Raw genomic sequence first — 17,457 nt, 5'->3', positions numbered from 1 at the left:
TTTGGGTCGCATGTCTCTGTTCTCACTACGCCCGGCCACCGCGCTCTGGACGCCCGTTTTACTGGGTAGCCAGTTTGTTTTTAATATTGGCTTCTATGCGGTCGTTCCTTTCCTCGCCATATTCTTGCGCGACGACATGCTGCTCTCCGGCGGGATTATCGGACTGATTCTGGGTCTGCGCACTTTCTCCCAGCAGGGGATGTTTATCGTTGGCGGCGCGCTCTCCGACCAGTTTGGCGCGAAGGTGATTATCCTGTGCGGCTGCATCATTCGGGTCGCGGGCTATCTTCTGCTGGCGTTTGGGCAATCACTGTGGCCCATCATCCTGGGGGCATGCCTGACGGGTATCGGCGGCGCGCTGTTTTCTCCATCTATTGAAGCCTTGCTGGCTAAAGCCGGTACGCAAAGCGAGGTTCGCGGAAAGCGCAGCCGTGCGGAGTGGTTTGCGTTATTTTCGGTTTGCGGTGAACTTGGCGCGGTCATCGGCCCGGTCGCAGGCGCGCTGCTGACGGGGATCGGCTTTCGCCAGATCGCTCTGGCGGGAGCCGGCGTATTTCTTGTCTCGTTAGTAGTGCTGTATTTCTCTCTGCCTGAGGCGCATCACAGAAAACAGGCATTAAAAATTCCTCCCTGGTGGACCACATTCCGCCAGCCGCGCTTTGTCGCCTTTATTATTGCCTATAGCTCGTGGCTTTTGAGCTACAACCAGCTTTATCTCGCACTGCCGGTGGAGATCCAGCGTTCAGGCGGCAGCGAGAAAGATTTAGCGCCGCTCTTTATATTGGCTTCGGTATTGATAATTGCATTCCAGCTTCCCCTTGCGCGCGTTGCCCGACGCGCGGGGGCCGCCAGGATCTTACCGCTGGGCTTCTTGTTGCTCTCTGCCTCATTTGCAAGCGTTGCCTTGTTTGCCTCGACACCGCCAGCGGAAGGCTGGCTGCGATTAGCGCCTTCGCTGTGCTTCGTCACGCTCTTAACGTTAGGCCAAATGCTACTGGTGCCAGCGGCAAAGGATCTGATCCCGCTGTTTGCTGAGGAATCTACGCTGGGCGCACACTACGGCGCGCTAGCGACCGCGGGTGGATGCGCGGTGCTGGCGGGGAATTTGTTGTTTGGCAGTTTTCTGGACCACGCGCTGATACCTTCTACGCAGGCGATTTATCCCTGGCTGCTGCTGGCGGTGTTTCCGCTCTGCAGTGCCGTGGCCCTGGCTGTAATTTGCCGCCGGTTACAGATATCGCTGATAACCAGAGCCTGAGTGTCTGCACGGCTTCACTTGACGGCTGTTTCAACGGGATGCGGAGTATCTCGCCCGGCAGCAGGGCATTCGCCTTCTCAGCCGTAAGTGGCGCAGAAGGCGAGAGAAGGCATTAATCCTCGAAATACCAATAACCGCTGTTGACCAGCGCGGCGAGCATTGCCAGGAACGACGGATCTTCCAGCGCGTCACCGAACATCTCGGCTTTCAGCGTGATATTGCTTGCCAGTGCCTCAAGCGCCGGGCGGTGCGGGCTGTCAATTTTCTCGCCGTTAACGTAGATCTCATCGGCAATGCGCAGAACCCGCAGCCCACCTAAACGGGTAATGGCATCCCCCTGTTTCAGGGCATCGTAAATCTCATCCGGCTGATACGGCGGCTCCGGCGGCGCAACGTCCAGTTCGTGACGCGACTGGGAAACAAACTCACCGAACCAGCTTTTGAAATGCTCTGGCTGGTTGATAATCTCCAGCATCATATCGCGCAATGCGTCCAGTTCCTGTGGCAGCACATCCGCCGGGTGCTGGCGTGCCGGCACATCAGGGTCGGTATAACGCTTGCTGCCCAATTCGCGCTGCAACACGTAGTCAGCAAAGCCGCTGATCAACTCGCGACCGCTTGGCGCGCGGAACCCAACGGAATAGTTCATCGAGTTTTCCAGCGAGTAGCCTTCGTGCGGGAAACCCGGTGGGATATAGAGAATATCGCCCGGCTCCAGCTCTTCATCAATGATGGCATCGAAGGGGTCCACCTGCAGTAAATCCGGGTGCGGGCAGTGCTGTTTCAGGGCCGCTTTTTCCCCAACCCGCCAGCGACGGCGGCCAACGCCCTGAATAATAAACACGTCATACTGGTCAAAGTGTGGGCCAACGCCGCCGCCGGGAACCGAGAATGAGATCATCAGATCGTCGATGCGCCAGTCCGGTAACGCCCGGAACGGGCGCATTAAGCGCGCGCTTTGCTCATGCCAGTGGTTAACGGCCTGAACCAGTAACGACCAGTTGTTTTCCCCCAGATGATCGTAGCTCTGGAACGGGCCGTGGCTGACCTGCCATTTGCCGTTGTTATGGCTTACCAGGCGGCTGTCCACCTCGTTTTCCATGGCAAGGCCTGCCAGTTCATCCGGGGAGATAGGGTCGATAAAGTTTTTGAAGCCGCGTGTTAAAACTACCGGGCGTTTTTGCCAGTAGTTCGCGATAAAATCGGGCCAGTTGAGATCGAGTTGATAGTCCATATTATTATCCGGCAGGTGAAAGGAGCCTGCCGAGGATTATAACGGATGGGGCCCTGCGTGACGGGAGTATTTTTTAATCTTCTGCGCGCTCTGGACGCTGACGTGCAAAAATCACTTCTATATATGCGCCACCAAGCTCGCTGGTGGCGGTTTGGATCTTGCCGTCGTATTGCTCCACGATTTCACGGGCCACGGATAAGCCCACGCCCTGGCCCGGGCGCAGCGTATCGGCCCGCTGTCCGCGGTCAAACACCAGGCTGCGCTTGCTTTCCGGAATGCCGGGCCGTCGTCCTCAACGATCAAATGCAGCGTGTCATCCCGCTGCTGGCCTGAGATCTCAACAAACTCAAGGCAATATTTACAGGCGTTGTCCAGCACGTTACCCATCACTTCCATAAAGTCGTTTTTCTCGCCCATAAAGGTGATTTCCGGCGAGATATCCAGCGTAATAGCGACGCCTTTGCGTTGATAAACCTTATTAAGTGCCGAACAGAGGCTGTCGAGTAGCGGTGCCACCGGGTGAAGCTCATGGCTGATAAAGGGGCTGTCGCCGCGCATATTGGCGCGGTGCAGGTAATAACCGATTTGCTGAGAAATACGGCTGATTTGCTCCAGCATAACGGGTTCGGCGGTTTCAATATCCAGTTTATGGGTACGCAGTGAACGCAGCGTGCTCTGTAATACCGCCAGCGGGGTTTTCAGGCTGTGGGTTAAGTCGGTCAGCGTGGTGCGATATTTATCATAACGGTCGCGCTCGGTGCGCAGCAGGCGGTTCAGGTTACTTACCAGGCTGGTCAGCTCGCGGGTGGTTTCAGGGTTCAGGCTGTCGCGGTCGTGTTTTTCCAGCTCCCGAACCTCCTGCGCCAGCGCTTCTATAGGACGCAGGCTCCAGCGTGCGGCAACCCAAAGTAACGGTATCACTAACAGCAGGTTGGCGAGGAACACGCTGATAAACATACTCCATACCGTATAGGTACGTTTTAATTCCCAGGGAATAGTATCAATGACTACGATGGTTAAGGCGGGCATTTTCCCCATTGCCGGGTATTTATTCACCGCAACGGAGTGGCTGACGTCATAGCTATAATCGCCATCATAAAAATCTTTTAGCTGGTGCTGGAGCTGTTCATCGTTAGCCAGTAATGCGTTGCTGGTAGCGAAATTCTCCTCCAGATCGTGAAACCCATTGTGGGCGAGCCACTCTTTTTTTATCTGCTGCACTATATGGGGCAGATCGCGCTGCGCCCACATCAGGTTGCCCTTATCATCGTAGATCAGGGCCATGGTCGGCGTTTTCAGGTGGAAATTGGCGGGAAGCACCACATTAATTTGCCCATTTTCATAAGTTGCCAGGGTATAAAGCAGGTTGCTCTCTCCGCGCAGCAAACGAAAAGTTGTTTTATCAAAACTGATGTTGTAACCCACCAATGCCACCACGCCGTAAGCCAGCGAGAGCACCATCACCACGACGGTGGTAGCGAATAAAAAGCGTGCCCGTAACGATAAAGGTAACGGTAAAAAGTGCTGAAGGAATTTCATCATTAACGCAGGTCGAAACGATAGCCCTGACCACGCACCGTGGTGATAGCTTCATGGGGATATTCAACCAGTATTTTCTTACGCAGACGCCCCATTAATACATCAATGGTGTGGCTTTCGCGCAGTTCGGCATCTGGATAAAGCTGGAGCATGAGCGAATCTTTGCTTACCACCTTGCCATTATTGCGGATCAGCGTTTCGATAATGGTGTACTCAAAGGCGGTCAGCCTGATCGCGTTCTCATTGATCAGCAGTTCGCGGCGTGACAAATCCACCTTGAAAGGCGGCAGCGAAATCACCTGGGAGGCGAGGCCGCTGTTGCGACGCATTAAAACCTGCATACGGGCAATCACTTCTTCCAGATGGAATGGCTTAGTCACATAGTCATCGGCGCCCGCGCCCAGCACTTCGACTTTATCCTGCCAGCCTTCACGCGCGGTGAGCACCAGGATTGGGATGGTGATGCTGTGGCTGCGCCAGCGGCGAATCAGGCTCAGGCCATCTTCATCGGGCAGGCCTAAATCGACAATGGCAATATCGGGGGTATGTTCACTCAGGAAATAGTCTGCTTCTTTCGTATCTTCGGCAGCATCAACCTGATGGCCGGATTCACGCAGCTGGACCTGGAGGTGATGACGTAACAGAGCATTATCTTCCACAACCAAAACACGCATCGTATTTCCTCAGATATTGATGACATTGTTAGTTTAATGCTAATTATCAGTGAGAGGACATAAACTGTGAGTAAACAAACGGGAATGAAAAACGCCACCGCTGAGGGTGGCGTTGAGGGAATTATTTTAACTCGTCAACCAGCGTGATGGCGCGGCCGATATAGTTTGCCGGAGTCATCTGTTTCAGACGGGTTTTCTCTTCTTCCGGCAACTCAAGGCTGTCGATAAACTGCTTCATGCCTTCGGCATCCACGCGTTTACCACGGGTCAGCTCTTTTAGCTTTTCATATGGTTTTTCAATACCGTAGCGGCGCATCACCGTTTGAATAGGTTCCGCAAGAACTTCCCAGTTGAGATCCAGCTCGGCCAGCAGGCGGTCGCGGTTCACTTCCAGCTTGCTTACGCCTTTCAGGGTGGACTGGTAAGCAATCAGCGCATAGCCAATCCCCACGCCCAGGTTACGCAGCACGGTGGAGTCCGTCAGGTCGCGCTGCCAGCGGGAGACCGGCAGTTTGCTCGCCAGATGTTGCAGCATCGCGTTGGACAGACCCAGGTTGCCTTCGGAGTTTTCGAAGTCGATAGGGTTAACTTTATGCGGCATGGTGGATGAGCCAATTTCGCCGGCGATAGTTTTCTGTTTGAAGTGATTGAGCGCGATATAGCCCCAAACATCACGATCGAAGTCGATCAGGATGGTATTGAAGCGTGCGATGCAATCGAACAGCTCCGCGATGTAATCATGCGGCTCGATCTGCGTGGTGTAAGGGTTCCACTGGATGCCCAGAGAAGTCACAAACTCTTCGCTGAACGAGTGCCAGTCAACTTCCGGGTAGGCCACCATATGCGCGTTATAGTTGCCTACCGCGCCGTTGATTTTACCCAGAATCTCCACTTTTTCTAACTGGCGGAACTGGCGTTCCATACGGTATGCCACGTTTGCCATCTCTTTACCCATAGTTGATGGGGTTGCAGGCTGGCCGTGCGTACGGGAAAGCAGTGGGATATCACGGTACTGAATCGACAGATCTTTCACCGCGTCAATAACTTTACGCCAGTAAGGCAATACCACGTCCTGGCGTGCGGTTTGCAGCATCAGCGCATGAGACAAGTTGTTGATGTCTTCAGAGGTACAGGCGAAGTGAATAAATTCAGAGACCGCGTGCAGAGCAGGGATGGCCGCCACTTTCTCTTTCAGGAAGTATTCAACCGCTTTTACGTCGTGGTTGGTGGTGCGTTCAATGGTTTTGATGCGCGCGGCATCTTCTTCACTGAATTCGGCAACAATTTTATCCAGGTAACCGTTTGCGTCTGCGTCAAAAGCAGGAACTTCCTTGATCGCTGGGTGCGTGGCCAGTTTTTGCAACCAACGCACTTCGACTTGTACGCGGAATTTCAGCAGGCCAAATTCGCTGAAAATAGCGCGCAGAGCGCTGACTTTGTCGCCGTAACGTCCATCAACGGGGGAAACGGCGGTCAGTGAGGATAATTCCATAAGTTACAACTCCGAAAGAGATTAACAGTGAGCAAGAATTTGTTTGGCCTGAGCACACAGGCGACTACGAGAAAACATTAACTGCAGGCGGCCACCGCCGACCTGGTGCCACAACACGGCGGCACGAATACCGGCCAGCAGCGAGGCGCGGACTTTACTTTGCACCTGCGGGCTTTGCAGCACGGCAGGGGAGCCGGTGACCTGAATGCGAGGGCCTAACGGGCTGATAACATCCACATAAATCCCGGCCATGGCGCTAAGTAGCGTGTCGGATTCGAGATCGAAATGCTCCAGCTGGCGCTGCAACCCGGCAATGCTTGCGCCGAGTTTGTCCATTGCGCCTTTGCTGCCATGGAGCTTACGCTCCAGCACCATCAGGCTCAACGTATAGCGCGTCAGCTCAGCATTCAAGCCCTGGCGATTGCCGGCGTTCAACACGCCCAGCAAGGTTTCCAGGCCGAGTTTCAGATTGGCTTCATCGCCGCCAAACACGTCCAGCGTCGAGCCTGGATTCTGGTCGATAACGCTATTTAACGAAACATGCAGCGCATCGTTATCGCAATGCCCCTGATGAGCCAATTGCTGAACCAGACGGGCAGACTGACAGATCCCTGCCAGGGCAATGGTGATGTCATAGTAATTTTTGGCCACCGGGTATTCGTCCTTGTTTGCGGTTAAATTTTTGCTTAAACAACCAGCGGCAGGCGCTGCTCAATCACGCCGCCGCCGAGGCACACTTCACCGTGATAGAACACGGCAGACTGGCCAGGGGTGACGGCCGCAACCGGTTCATCAAAGCGAACTTCAATGCGGTCTGCATCCAGCGGTACTATCACGCATGGCAGATCGGCCTGGCGATAACGAGTTTTTACCGTGCATTTCAACGGTTCGCTCAGGGGGACACGGTCAACCCAGTGCAGCTGTTGTGCAATTAAACCAACCGACATCAGGCGCGGGTGATCGTGGCCTTGCGCGACTACCAGGATGTTGTTTTCAACATCTTTATCGACCACATACCATGGATCTTCGCTGCCTTCTTTGGTGCCGCCGATACCCAGACCTTTACGCTGACCCAGCGTGTGGTACATCAGGCCCTGGTGCTCGCCAATGGTTTCACCCTCAACGGTGATAATTTTGCCCGGCTGCGCAGGTAGATAACGCCCGAGGAATTCGCGGAATTTACGCTCGCCGATAAAACAGATGCCGGTGGAGTCTTTTTTCTTCGCGGTGATCAAATCCAGCTCTTCGGCGATGCGGCGCACCTCCGGTTTTTCCAGCTCACCCACCGGGAACAGGCTTTGCGCGATCTGCTCATGGCCCAGGGTGTAGAGGAAGTAGCTTTGATCTTTATTGTTGTCTAAGCCACGCAGCAGGCGGCTTTTGCCATCCACGTCCTCGCGACGCACGTAGTGGCCGGTGGCGATGTAATCGGCACCTAAATCTTCGGCGGCAAATTCGAGGAAGGCTTTAAATTTGATCTCTTTATTGCACAGAATATCCGGATTCGGGGTGCGCCCGGCTTTGTACTCTTCCAGAAAGTGTTCAAAGACGTTATCCCAGTATTCTGCGGCAAAGTTTACGGTATGCAGTTCAATGCCGAGCCTGTCGCAAACGGCCTGCGCATCGGCTAAATCGGCCGCTGCGGTGCAATACTCCTCGCCATCGTCCTCTTCCCAGTTCTTCATGAACAGGCCTTCCACTTGATAACCCTGTTGCTGCAACAGGTAAGCGGAAACGGAGGAATCGACACCGCCGGACATGCCGACGATCACTTTTTTGGGGCTTTCAGACATTGGAGTCACTCACGACATTGAACTTAAAGGCGACGTATTCTAGCACGCATCCTGGCCGCTATCACCCCTAACTCAATGGCCAGTTAAATGCGCCGACGATACTGAGCGGATAACGCTCAGCGTGCTGGTAGCAGCGAATGCTTTCGGCGACCAGCGGCGAACGTAAATTCCCGGCGTTAATAATTTGCTGCGCATCCAGCCATAAGCAACGATCGATATCGCTGTCGTGCGGCGTGGTGGGAAGCGGTTCTGGCAGATCGATGGCGAACAGAAAACGCAGGAACGGCGTGTTATCCGGCGCTATCCACTGATGCAGCCGGATAAAAGTTTGTGGCAGCGCGCGAATACCGGTCTCTTCATACAGCTCACGGCTGGCTGCCTCAACCAGCGTTTCGTCCGCTTCAAGATGGCCGGCAGGCTGATTCCATAAGGCTTTGCCATTAATGGTCTCTTCAACGACTAAAAACTTTCCCTGCGCCTGGACTACGCAGGCGACGGTCACGTGCGGTTTAAACATCGGCTTTCCTTATTGGCTTGAACATCGATAAGCGAGACCGTTTCACAGCGTATCTATCGGGATTTCCCGCCATTCACCAGGCGCTAAATCACTCAGCTCCAGGGGGCCCATAGCATAACGAACCAGGCGTAGCGTTGGGTAACCCACATGCGCGGTCATTCGCCGTACCTGGCGATTACGCCCTTCATATAATGTGATTTTCAGCCAGCTGGTGGGTATCGCTTTGCGCTTGCGAATCGGCGGGTTACGCGCCCAAATCCACTCCGGCTCTTCAACTAATTCCGCTCCCGCAGGCAGAGTAGGGCCGTCGTTTAACGTCACGCCGTTGCGCAGTGATTCGAGCGCTTCTTCCGTTGGTGCGCCTTCAACCTGCACGAAATAAATTTTACCGGTACCTTTACCCGGCTGCGTCAGCCTGGCCTGTAAAGCGCCATCGTTGGTCAGCACCAGTAAGCCTTCGCTGTCGCGATCCAGGCGGCCCGCCGCATAAATTCCGGGTAACGGGATGTAATCTTTCAGCGTGCTGCGGCCTGCTTCATCGGTGAACTGCGGCAGCACGTCGTACGGTTTATTGAAGATAACCAGCCGCTTTGGCGCGTTTGCCGCAGGCTTTTTCGCTGGACGGCGCGGGCTGAATCGGTTAACTACTGGATTTCTAAAAGAAGTTTTGTTCATAGTGTTTTCAGACGTCAGGGATTAACGCATTATAACGGAAATCACCAGTGATTGGCGCGGGCCTGATATTCAAGTAGTATTGACACGCACATTACAAATCATTAACAAAAAGAAGCGCTCGAAGGAGAGGTTAATGGAAAGCAAAGTAGTTGTTCCGGCGGAAGGTAAGAAGATCACCCTGCAAGATGGCAAACTGAACGTTCCTCACAACCCAATCATTCCTTTTATTGAAGGTGATGGTATCGGTGTGGACGTGACGCCAGCGATGATCAAAGTGGTTGATGCCGCCGTGCAGAAAGTCTACAAAGGCGAGCGGAAAATTTCCTGGATGGAAATCTATACCGGTGAAAAATCTACCCAACTTTACGGCCAGGATGTCTGGCTGCCTGAAGAGACTCTGGATCTGATTCGTGATTACCGTGTGGCGATTAAAGGGCCACTGACCACTCCCGTTGGCGGCGGTATTCGTTCCCTGAACGTGGCGCTGCGTCAGCAGCTCGACCTGTACGTCTGCCTGCGTCCGGTGCGTTACTACCAGGGCACGCCAAGCCCGGTTAAACACCCTGAACTGACCAACATGGTTATCTTCCGTGAAAACTCAGAAGATATTTATGCGGGTATCGAGTGGAAGGCTGACAGCGCTGAAGCGGAAAAAGTCATCAAATTCCTGCGCGATGAAATGGGCGTGACGAAAATTCGTTTCCCTGAACATTGCGGTATCGGCATCAAGCCGTGTTCCGAAGAAGGCACCAAACGCCTGGTGCGAGCAGCCATTGAATACGCTATCACCAACGACCGTGATTCCGTGACTCTGGTTCACAAAGGCAACATCATGAAGTTTACCGAAGGCGCTTTCAAAGACTGGGGCTACCAGCTGGCGCGTGAAGAGTTCGGCGGCGAGCTGATTGATGGCGGCCCGTGGGTGAAGCTGAAAAACCCTAATACCGGCAAAGAAATCGTTGTTAAAGATGTGATCGCCGATGCCTTCCTGCAGCAGATCCTGCTGCGCCCGGCGGAGTATGACGTTATTGCCTGTATGAACCTGAACGGTGACTACATCTCCGACGCCCTGGCAGCCCAGGTTGGCGGTATCGGCATCGCGCCGGGTGCGAACATCGGTGATGAGTGCGCCCTGTTCGAAGCCACCCACGGCACTGCACCTAAATATGCAGGCCAGGATAAAGTGAACCCGGGTTCTATCATCCTGTCTGCGGAAATGATGCTGCGTCATATGGAATGGTTCGAAGCGGCTGATTTAATTGTTAAAGGTATGAGCGGTGCGATTAACGCTAAAACCGTCACTTACGATTTCGAACGCCTGATGGAAGGCGCTAAGCTGCTGAAATGTTCAGAGTTTGGCGACGCAATGATCGAACATATGTAATTAGCGATACTGCTGATTTCAAAGCGGGAGCCTGGTGCTCCCGTTTTTTCTGCCTTCGCAGTAGTCCTTCCCCAAGCCAATGTTTTTTTAAATTTTTTTACCACTACTCTCTTCCAGTCTTTCCTCGATCGTCGTTGTAGCGATCGGTCTGTTCTTCCTCTGGCGAGCGCATCCATCAGCGTGCAGCCGGATGACGTTTTGGCTATTCAGAGTCAACCCGACCTTAACCTAAATGTGGATTTAACCTAAATTCCTGTGTTATAAAACCACTGTCTTTGTGTGTCATTTTGTATCAGGGAGGTTAAATGAACTGGTTGTTTTACATGGGGAGCTGGTGGAGCGTAAGAGTAACAGCAGTCAAAAACACCTTTGATCTCATTGCGTTTGGTCACTGTTCAAGGCTGAGAGTGACAAAAGACATACTCAGAGTCGTGATGCGTAGCTACTGGGGTTTACGGGTAGCGGCAGCATAAATAAAGATAAAATTTGAATTAGGGAAACGACTCGCCCGCCGGGTGAGGTTTTTGCTGGTTTTATTCTGGCTAAATATTTCAGGATATGGCTGCCTGAGAAAATAGTTACTAAAAGGCGGCTTAAAGCTGAACATATTCAGAAAACCCCGCCCCGGGGGAATAATTCAGCTGGGGTAACCCGCTTTAAACTTCTGGTTTTTCATAGCGCGGTAATTGAGTAACTTGATAGGTACTGGTCCCCTGCACAATACATCTGTCAGGCTGCGGGTTACCGGAATAAAGCAAGAAGTACTGCTGTTTTTGCGGAAAGAAAACCAGGTCGTCACCGTTCTGAAAGCGGGTGATGCGGAAAGGAATATCGCTTTTTGTTCTGCTTTGCTTTATTCCGGATGCTACCAGGAAATGGTCGTCCCATTTCATTGTCGAAAGGCTATGGGCAAACCTTGAGATCACCACATTTTCGCGCAAAGAACAGGAAAGCCGGGTTGCGGTAGCGGCAAAAGCGGGTAGTTGAACAAAGCCAAGCAGGCCAATGCAAAGAATGAGTTTCATGAAATGCCTCATTTTGAAATGGTTGTAGGGCAAGGGTAACATATCTGGTACGCGAGCTTAAATAAGCTTAAAAATAACTCGCACAGGCTTTAAGTGCGTAATGTATTGCCAGATTTTGTATAAATCGACAACTCCCGCCAGGGAGAAACGCTGCGGTATTTGGTCTGTAATCGATAAGATGGTAGCGCTGCTGGTTAACGGTTCTGAAGTGTACTGAGTAATAATTATACGGTTTACTATATTTATTTCAGTGCAGGTCAGGGCGGAATTTTCGGGAAGCGCAAAAGAGAGTGGGAAGGGGAGCGCTGAAGGTTGGCTGAGAGTGCAATTAATGAGTCGAAATTTAAGCAAAATAAAGATTGTTGCGCCGTGACTGGTTGATTTAATAGCAATAAGTTGAATTTTTAAGCGAACGATTCGCAGGGAATTGCATAGCGTAACGGCTTTGTGTAGGATGTTCTCCACGCCGACTTAGCTCAGTAGGTAGAGCAACTGACTTGTAATCAGTAGGTCACCAGTTCGATTCCGGTAGTCGGCACCATATTTGAAAAAAAACCACCTTTCAGGTGGTTTTTTTTCGTCGGTATTTCGGCAAAAAGGAAGGCGGGTTGCTGATAGCGCTTCCTTTTTAGCTGTTAGATCCAGCCTTGCTGGCTCGCAAGCCAAACCACAATTGCCACGGCTATTAATACTACGGTTGTTTTTCTCATTATTGCCCGACCTGTTTGCAAGACACCTGACCCTGAGTGATGCCGATAATAGCAGGTGTTGAAGCCTGCAATAGCCACGTTTTTATCGACTGCGCTCGTTTTTTGTTTACTCTTCGCAAACCAGCCAGAAATCCGCTTCATCGAACATCTCTTCAACCAGCCGGTTGATTTTTTCTTTTTCATTCTTTGTGCAGTCACTGTTAACTGCATTGGTTTGCATTGGTTTTACCCTGACTTCAGCGTCGGGGAAAATGACCTGAACCCGACGGGTCAATTCTGCAAGAATCTTTTCATTTGCGCCGGGCAGGCCCGCTACATTGCGTTTGTCGTAAACCAGTTCAACGAACATAAGTACGTCTCTTTTTGAGGGCTGTATTTATGTACAGTAATAAATCTCTGCATTTAAGGCAAGTGGAGCTGTTGAAATAAGGCAGGCAGGGCTGTTACTCAGCGTGGCTAACGGCCAGCAGCGGGTCAACCCTGCATTATGCCAATCGCACCACGTTTGCACCGTGTCGTCTGGATGAGAAAATTATTATTTGAAAATAATTCTTGCTTCCAAAACGCCAGTATGAGTAAATGCGTCATCGGTTTGGAAGACAGACCTTATGAAAGCAGTTTTAGTAAAGCAGTCCTCAGTTCAAGCGTTATCAAGTCATCAGATACCCTTCTTCGTGAGTCTCCTCCTAAGCGCCTAAATAAGAAACGTTCTGCAATACAGACCACGTTCGCCATATTAAATGGCTATAAAATATTGAGGAAGTATCTATGTCTAAAATGACTGGTTTAGTAAAATGGTTTAACCCAGAAAAAGGTTTCGGTTTCATCACTCCTGACAATGGTAGCAAAGATGTGTTCGTTCACTTCTCTGCCATTCAGAGCAATGATTTCAAAACTCTGGACGAAGGTCAGAAAGTTGAGTTCTCTGTTGAGAACGGCGCTAAAGGTCCATCAGCAACTAACGTTGTTGCTCTGTAAGACTGCTAACGCATACTGCGACTGACGCATGCGAAGAAGGTGAACAACCTGAGCCGTTAAGCCACAGTGAATAAACCCGCCATGTGCGGGTTTTTTGTTATCTAAAATCCGCCAAACATCCTCTTTTTATTTTTAAAATCAGAATCATATTATTTGTATGGGCACTCTGGTTCTTTACATTAATTAACCGTGCACCGGTACCAGATTTACGCTAAGTGAACTATGCTACTAGTGAGATATCTTTATTTTCAGCCTCTATGGTATTAATAACTGGAGTTTTTTTATGGGTTTTTGGCGTATTGTTTTGACGATTATTTTACCACCGCTCGGCGTTTTGTTAGGCAAAGGATTCGGTTGGGCATTTCTTTTAAATATCGTTCTGACGTTGTTGGGTTATATCCCAGGTTTAATCCATGCGTTCTGGGTGCAAACTCGCGATTAAAAACTCAGTGTTGGGCTTAACCCTGCACTGTGCGGCCAATTAATTCACCCAGCATATGGCCTTACCCGACCGTAGCATCAGCGTTATGCGTGGCATTAAAAAGCGGCCTGTTTACATTTTCATCTAAGAATGTTCTGATATAGCCTATTCTTTAATAAACAACAGAGTCGCTTTATGCTGCAACTAACACCCGGAATGCTGGCAATAATTATTGGTTCCCGTACTGCCGCCGGGCGTGTGAATGTGGGTAAATCAGTTGAGCTTTTTGGGCTGTGTGAGCCGGGTGAAAGCTTTTTGAACCCGGTAACCGGTGTGGTGACACAACTCCCACATGATGCGAATTATCCGCTGTGGCTGGTAACGGGCAATGTCGTGGCATTTGATGGCCGCGAAGGTTATACCTTTGTTCGCGGCGAGTATCTTATACCACTGGATAAGACATTATTGCCTGAGGTTGATGAAGCGCAGGTGGTTTATTAAAGAGTATGAGGGCAGAGCAGGTGAGCTATTCGCAGCCCTTGCCTTCATTCACGACTATCAGCTATTAGCCTTATCTAGCTCGTCGACTCTGGCAATCAGTGTGACGAGTTCAGTTTCCGCATAAACTTCGATACCGTGCTGTCGCAACAATGCGGCTGCAACGCCCATCCTGGGCTGCGTTACCCCCTGAAAAGAGCCATCATAAATTTTCTGACTGCCACAGGTAGGGCTGCCATCCGTCATTAAAGCCAGCTGGCACCCGGAATCTTGTGCGGTTTTTAACGCAAGCCATGCGGCTAATAAATAGTGCTGACTGACGTCCGTCCCATCACTTTCCAGAATGGTTGCCATGCCATTTAGCGCTTCCTGACCGCCGCCACCGACCAACTCTGCCGGGAGTCGTGGCGTTGCAAGACCTGCGGCTAACTCCGGGCAATGAACGACCAAGCGTTGCTCTTGCTGCCAGCGTTCTAACACCTCTGCAATCAGCGGTTTATCTTGACCGTTATAGCGAACTTTAAAGCCCATCAGGCAGGCACTGACCAGTATTTTTGTTTTCATCTCATTACGCAAAAGTGGGGGAGAAAGTACGTGACAACAGTGTATTGCGCTGGTGCCACCCTGCTAATTTTGGGCGCCGCTCATTGCGGCGCAGGGTTAATCACGAACCGCGGCAGGAAGGTGCCGGACCGATCTCGGTATTGCGTCCGGCGAAGCTGCCGAATATCGCCATCACGCATGCCAGCGCTGCGCATCCCAGCAGTGGCAGGCTCCATTGACCAGAAATATCGTGAACTTTACCCATCACCGGCGGGCCGAAAGCGGCCAGTAAATATCCCACGGACTGTGCCATTCCTGACAGCGCTGCTGCCTGGTGGGCGCTATTGGCCCGCAAACCGATAAACGTCAGCCCGAGAATCATCGTGGCCCCGGTTCCAAAACCAAATATCACCACCCAGAGGCTGGCAAGTTCCGGCATCAATAGCAGACCGATGGCGCTCAGCGCGCAGAGTAATGCCATAACCACCGCAATGCCACGCTGATCTTTCAGGCGACTTAGCACCAAACCAATCAGCAGACCAGGTGCGGCGGTGGCCAGCTGCATCAGCCCATGCAATGAGCCAGCCTGTGCTTCACTAAAGCCGTGGCTGATAAGTATCGAAGGTAGCCAGCCAATCACCACATAATAAATTAGTGAGTTAAGCCCTAAAAACAGGGTGACCTGCCAGGCCAGCGCCGAAGTCCAGATGCCACGACTATGCAACGCTTTATTGCTGCTAAGCGTGGCGGTGGTGTGATTCGATAACTGCGGCAACCAGATCAGCAAGGCCAACAGCGGGAAGATCATCAGCGCCATCAGCGCGCCGGCCCAGCCATAGCCATGCAGCGCTACGGGGACGACCATCATCGACCCGCTAGCCGCGGCAACGCCCATCGTCAGGGAATATGCCCCGGTGAGGCGTGCCACCTGTCCTGGAAAATCACGCTTGATCAGGCCCGGCAATAGCACATTTCCCATCGCAATCGCGCAGCCAATAACGGCGGTGCCGAGATACAGCAAGGCGATATTCCCCGCGGAGCGCAGCGCAATCCCCGCGCAGATAATCAGCATGGCGGCAAACAGACTGCGCTCAATACCGAAGCGACGGGCGATACCTGCCGCCAGAGGAGAAACCAGCGCAAATGCCAGCAGGGGAAGGGTGGTTAGAATGCCGGTTTGCGCCGTCGTTAATCCAAAGGCGTCGCGGATCATATCCAGCAGCGGTGCCGCGCCGGTAAACGTCACGCGCAGCGTGGTGGCAATCATTAAAATGCCAATCAGCAGCAGGCCATGCTTTTTCAGGCCAGCGGTGGAAATTGAAGTCATAAAAATATTCCTTGCTACGATGCGCTCAGGATACAGGTTTTGGTAATGTAACAAATCAGCGTAAAATGCCAGCCTATCCCTAAAATCGGACAAAGTTATGGATCGCGGTTTAACCCTTGAAGGATTCGACCCCGACAGCAGTCGCCAGCCCGCGCAGGCATTTCGCATACTGGTGTCGGAAAGCGAGAATGAAATAGCTTTCCATCAGCACCGGAAAGGGCAGCTGATCCTGGCGCTGCACGGCGGGATTACCTGTGAGGTCGAACGGGCATTGTGGATGGTGCCAACTCAGCATGCGGTGTGGGTTCCCGGCGCAATGCCTCACAGCAACCGCGCCACGGCTAACGCGCGGCTCTGTTTTCTGTTTATTGAGCCGGGCGCGGTGGCTATGCCAGCGCAATGCTGCACGCTGAGAATTTCACCGCTGGTACGCGAGCTTATTCTGCATCTGGCGCAACAGAATGAAGGCGATTTATCGCAGCCTGCCACCCAAAGGCTGATTCAGGTTTTATTTGATGAATTACCGCGTCAGGCAGTAGAGCCGCTGCATTTACCGATATCGGGGCATCCTAAGATTCGCTTTATCGCCGCACGGCTGGCGCAGGATCCGCAGCAGCGCCAGACCCTGCAACAGTGGGCCTCGCAGCTGGCGATGAGCGAACGTAATCTTGCTCGTCTGGTGGTGAAAGAGACCGGGCTGGGTTTTCGGCGCTGGCGGCAACAGCTGCAGTTAATTATCGCGCTACGGTTATTGATCGGCGGTTCGTCGGTACAGCAGGTGGCAAGCGAGCTGGGTTATGACTCGACCAACGCCTTTATCACCATGTTTAAGAAAGCGCTCGGCAACACCCCAGGGCGCTATCTGGCATCGCTCGAACCGCGTTAGCCGCTACTGTTTCCCGATCACGAGTGAAACAAGCCCGGCGGCGATAAGCGGCCCAACAGGCACGCCGCGAAATAACGCCACGCCCAATACGGTGCCGACTAAAAGACCGGCAACTAAACCCGGCTGGCTGTTCATTAGCGTAACGCCGCGTCCGCCAAGCCAGGAAACAAAAATGCCCACCACCATTGCAACCAGCGATTTCCAGTTGGTAAACGAGTGCAGAAGCGTGCTGGCAGGCAGGGTGCCGCTGGCAATCGGCGCCATGACGCCAATAGTCAGAATAATAATTCCCACCGTCAGCCCCTGTTTTTCAATCCACGGGAAGAGATGGCTCAGCGGCGTCACGCGGACAATAATCAGCACCAGAATGGATACCGCAACGGTGGTGTTATGGCTGACAAATCCCAGTCCGGCGAGCGCGAGAAGAATCAATAGCGTTGAGTCGAAGATCATGTTGGTTCCTTGCGAAAGATAAAGAGAAAACTGAGATTGCTGACAAAGAA

General features: G+C 52.3%; 18 protein-coding genes, 1 tRNA gene and 1 pseudogene. 7 read left to right on the top strand and 13 right to left on the bottom strand.

Features of this window, described 5'->3' with window-relative positions; genetic code table 11:
• Window positions 1-10: 10 nt before the first annotated feature.
• The gene (locus tag EHN07_RS15620; RefSeq protein ID WP_124024979.1) at window positions 11-1,258 is read left to right on the top strand and encodes an MDR family MFS transporter; all 1,248 of its coding nucleotides are present in this window, start codon (window positions 11-13) and stop codon (window positions 1,256-1,258) included.
• 112 nt (window positions 1,259-1,370) lie between these two features.
• Here EHN07_RS15620 and EHN07_RS15615 read toward each other — a convergent pair whose 3' ends face one another.
• The 8 genes and pseudogenes from EHN07_RS15615 to rluE all read right to left on the bottom strand — a co-directional run bounded on the left by EHN07_RS15615 (window position 1,371) and on the right by rluE (window position 9,182).
• Window positions 1,371-2,492 (bottom strand): ribosomal protein uL16 3-hydroxylase, encoded by a 1,122-nt coding sequence (locus EHN07_RS15615; RefSeq protein ID WP_124024978.1) that lies wholly within the window; start codon window positions 2,490-2,492, stop codon window positions 1,371-1,373.
• A 73-nt stretch (window positions 2,493-2,565) separates the two neighbouring features.
• Window positions 2,566-4,034 (bottom strand): annotated as a pseudogene (phoQ, locus tag EHN07_RS15610) (two-component system sensor histidine kinase PhoQ).
• The gene (gene phoP / locus EHN07_RS15605) at window positions 4,034-4,705 is read right to left on the bottom strand and encodes a two-component system response regulator PhoP (protein ID WP_124024977.1); all 672 of its coding nucleotides are present in this window, start codon (window positions 4,703-4,705) and stop codon (window positions 4,034-4,036) included. The pseudogene phoQ and the gene phoP overlap by 1 nt, the downstream one beginning before the upstream one ends.
• 121 nt (window positions 4,706-4,826) lie before the next feature.
• The gene (gene purB, locus EHN07_RS15600; protein ID WP_124024976.1) at window positions 4,827-6,197 is read right to left on the bottom strand and encodes an adenylosuccinate lyase; all 1,371 of its coding nucleotides are present in this window, start codon (window positions 6,195-6,197) and stop codon (window positions 4,827-4,829) included.
• Window positions 6,198-6,218: 21 nt separating this feature from the next.
• Window positions 6,219-6,848 (bottom strand): high frequency lysogenization protein HflD, encoded by a 630-nt coding sequence (gene hflD / locus EHN07_RS15595; RefSeq protein ID WP_124024975.1) that lies wholly within the window; start codon window positions 6,846-6,848, stop codon window positions 6,219-6,221.
• Window positions 6,849-6,883: 35 nt separating this feature from the next.
• Window positions 6,884-7,990 carry a tRNA 2-thiouridine(34) synthase MnmA gene (gene mnmA / locus EHN07_RS15590; RefSeq protein WP_124024974.1) on the bottom strand — a complete coding sequence of 369 codons (1,107 nt, stop codon included), beginning with the start codon at window positions 7,988-7,990 and terminating at the stop codon, window positions 6,884-6,886.
• Between the two features lie 67 nt (window positions 7,991-8,057).
• Window positions 8,058-8,507: an NUDIX hydrolase gene (locus EHN07_RS15585; RefSeq protein WP_124024973.1), complete on the bottom strand. Its 450-nt coding sequence runs from the start codon at window positions 8,505-8,507 to the stop codon at window positions 8,058-8,060.
• A gap of 42 nt (window positions 8,508-8,549) precedes the next feature.
• A complete protein-coding gene (gene rluE, locus EHN07_RS15580) occupies window positions 8,550-9,182 on the bottom strand; it encodes a 23S rRNA pseudouridine(2457) synthase RluE (RefSeq protein ID WP_124024972.1) in 633 nt (210 codons plus the stop codon).
• A gap of 133 nt (window positions 9,183-9,315) precedes the next feature.
• Here rluE and icd point away from each other — a divergent pair, with 133 nt between their 5' ends.
• Window positions 9,316-10,566, top strand: coding sequence for an NADP-dependent isocitrate dehydrogenase (gene icd / locus EHN07_RS15575; protein WP_124024971.1), 1,251 nt, complete (start codon window positions 9,316-9,318; stop codon window positions 10,564-10,566).
• 656 nt (window positions 10,567-11,222) lie between these two features.
• On the opposite strand, the gene EHN07_RS20540 is transcribed toward icd, so the two are convergent.
• Window positions 11,223-11,591, bottom strand: a complete 369-nt coding sequence (locus EHN07_RS20540; RefSeq protein ID WP_208647001.1) for a hypothetical protein — start codon at window positions 11,589-11,591, stop codon at window positions 11,223-11,225.
• Window positions 11,592-12,056: 465 nt separating this feature from the next.
• Here EHN07_RS20540 and EHN07_RS15565 point away from each other — a divergent pair.
• Window positions 12,057-12,132, top strand: a tRNA-Thr gene (locus tag EHN07_RS15565).
• Between the two features lie 275 nt (window positions 12,133-12,407).
• Here the strand turns inward: EHN07_RS15565 and EHN07_RS15560 are convergent.
• Complete coding sequence (locus EHN07_RS15560; RefSeq protein ID WP_124024970.1) at window positions 12,408-12,650, bottom strand: DinI-like family protein; 243 nt, start codon at window positions 12,648-12,650, stop codon at window positions 12,408-12,410.
• 419 nt (window positions 12,651-13,069) lie between these two features.
• Between EHN07_RS15560 and cspE the strand changes: the two genes are divergently transcribed.
• The 3 genes from cspE (at window position 13,070) to EHN07_RS15540 (ending at window position 14,201) form a co-directional block, all read left to right on the top strand.
• Window positions 13,070-13,279, top strand: coding sequence for a transcription antiterminator/RNA stability regulator CspE (gene cspE / locus EHN07_RS15550; protein WP_034456078.1), 210 nt, complete (start codon window positions 13,070-13,072; stop codon window positions 13,277-13,279).
• A gap of 283 nt (window positions 13,280-13,562) precedes the next feature.
• Window positions 13,563-13,721, top strand: a complete 159-nt coding sequence (locus EHN07_RS15545) for a YqaE/Pmp3 family membrane protein (protein WP_124024968.1) — start codon at window positions 13,563-13,565, stop codon at window positions 13,719-13,721.
• A 174-nt stretch (window positions 13,722-13,895) separates the two neighbouring features.
• Window positions 13,896-14,201 carry a hypothetical protein gene (locus EHN07_RS15540; protein ID WP_124024967.1) on the top strand — a complete coding sequence of 102 codons (306 nt, stop codon included), beginning with the start codon at window positions 13,896-13,898 and terminating at the stop codon, window positions 14,199-14,201.
• A 57-nt stretch (window positions 14,202-14,258) separates the two neighbouring features.
• On the opposite strand, the gene EHN07_RS15535 is transcribed toward EHN07_RS15540, so the two are convergent.
• Window positions 14,259-14,762, bottom strand: a complete 504-nt coding sequence (locus tag EHN07_RS15535) for a 2-thiouracil desulfurase family protein (protein ID WP_124024966.1) — start codon at window positions 14,760-14,762, stop codon at window positions 14,259-14,261.
• A gap of 100 nt (window positions 14,763-14,862) precedes the next feature.
• Complete coding sequence (locus EHN07_RS15530) at window positions 14,863-16,068, bottom strand: CynX/NimT family MFS transporter (RefSeq protein ID WP_124024965.1); 1,206 nt, start codon at window positions 16,066-16,068, stop codon at window positions 14,863-14,865.
• Window positions 16,069-16,165: 97 nt separating this feature from the next.
• On the opposite strand from EHN07_RS15530, the gene EHN07_RS15525 reads away from it, so the two are divergent.
• Window positions 16,166-16,954 carry an AraC family transcriptional regulator gene (locus tag EHN07_RS15525; RefSeq protein WP_124024964.1) on the top strand — a complete coding sequence of 263 codons (789 nt, stop codon included), beginning with the start codon at window positions 16,166-16,168 and terminating at the stop codon, window positions 16,952-16,954.
• Between the two features lie 3 nt (window positions 16,955-16,957).
• Here the strand turns inward: EHN07_RS15525 and EHN07_RS15520 are convergent, their stop codons facing one another.
• Window positions 16,958-17,404 (bottom strand): DUF441 domain-containing protein, encoded by a 447-nt coding sequence (locus EHN07_RS15520; protein ID WP_124025005.1) that lies wholly within the window; start codon window positions 17,402-17,404, stop codon window positions 16,958-16,960.
• Window positions 17,405-17,457: the final 53 nt, after the last annotated feature.

The organism is Buttiauxella warmboldiae, from assembly GCF_003818135.1.
GTDB lineage: Bacteria > Pseudomonadota > Gammaproteobacteria > Enterobacterales > Enterobacteriaceae > Buttiauxella > Buttiauxella warmboldiae.
The sequence above is the reverse complement of the archived record's forward strand: the minus strand, read 5'-3'. Positions and strand labels throughout refer to the sequence as shown.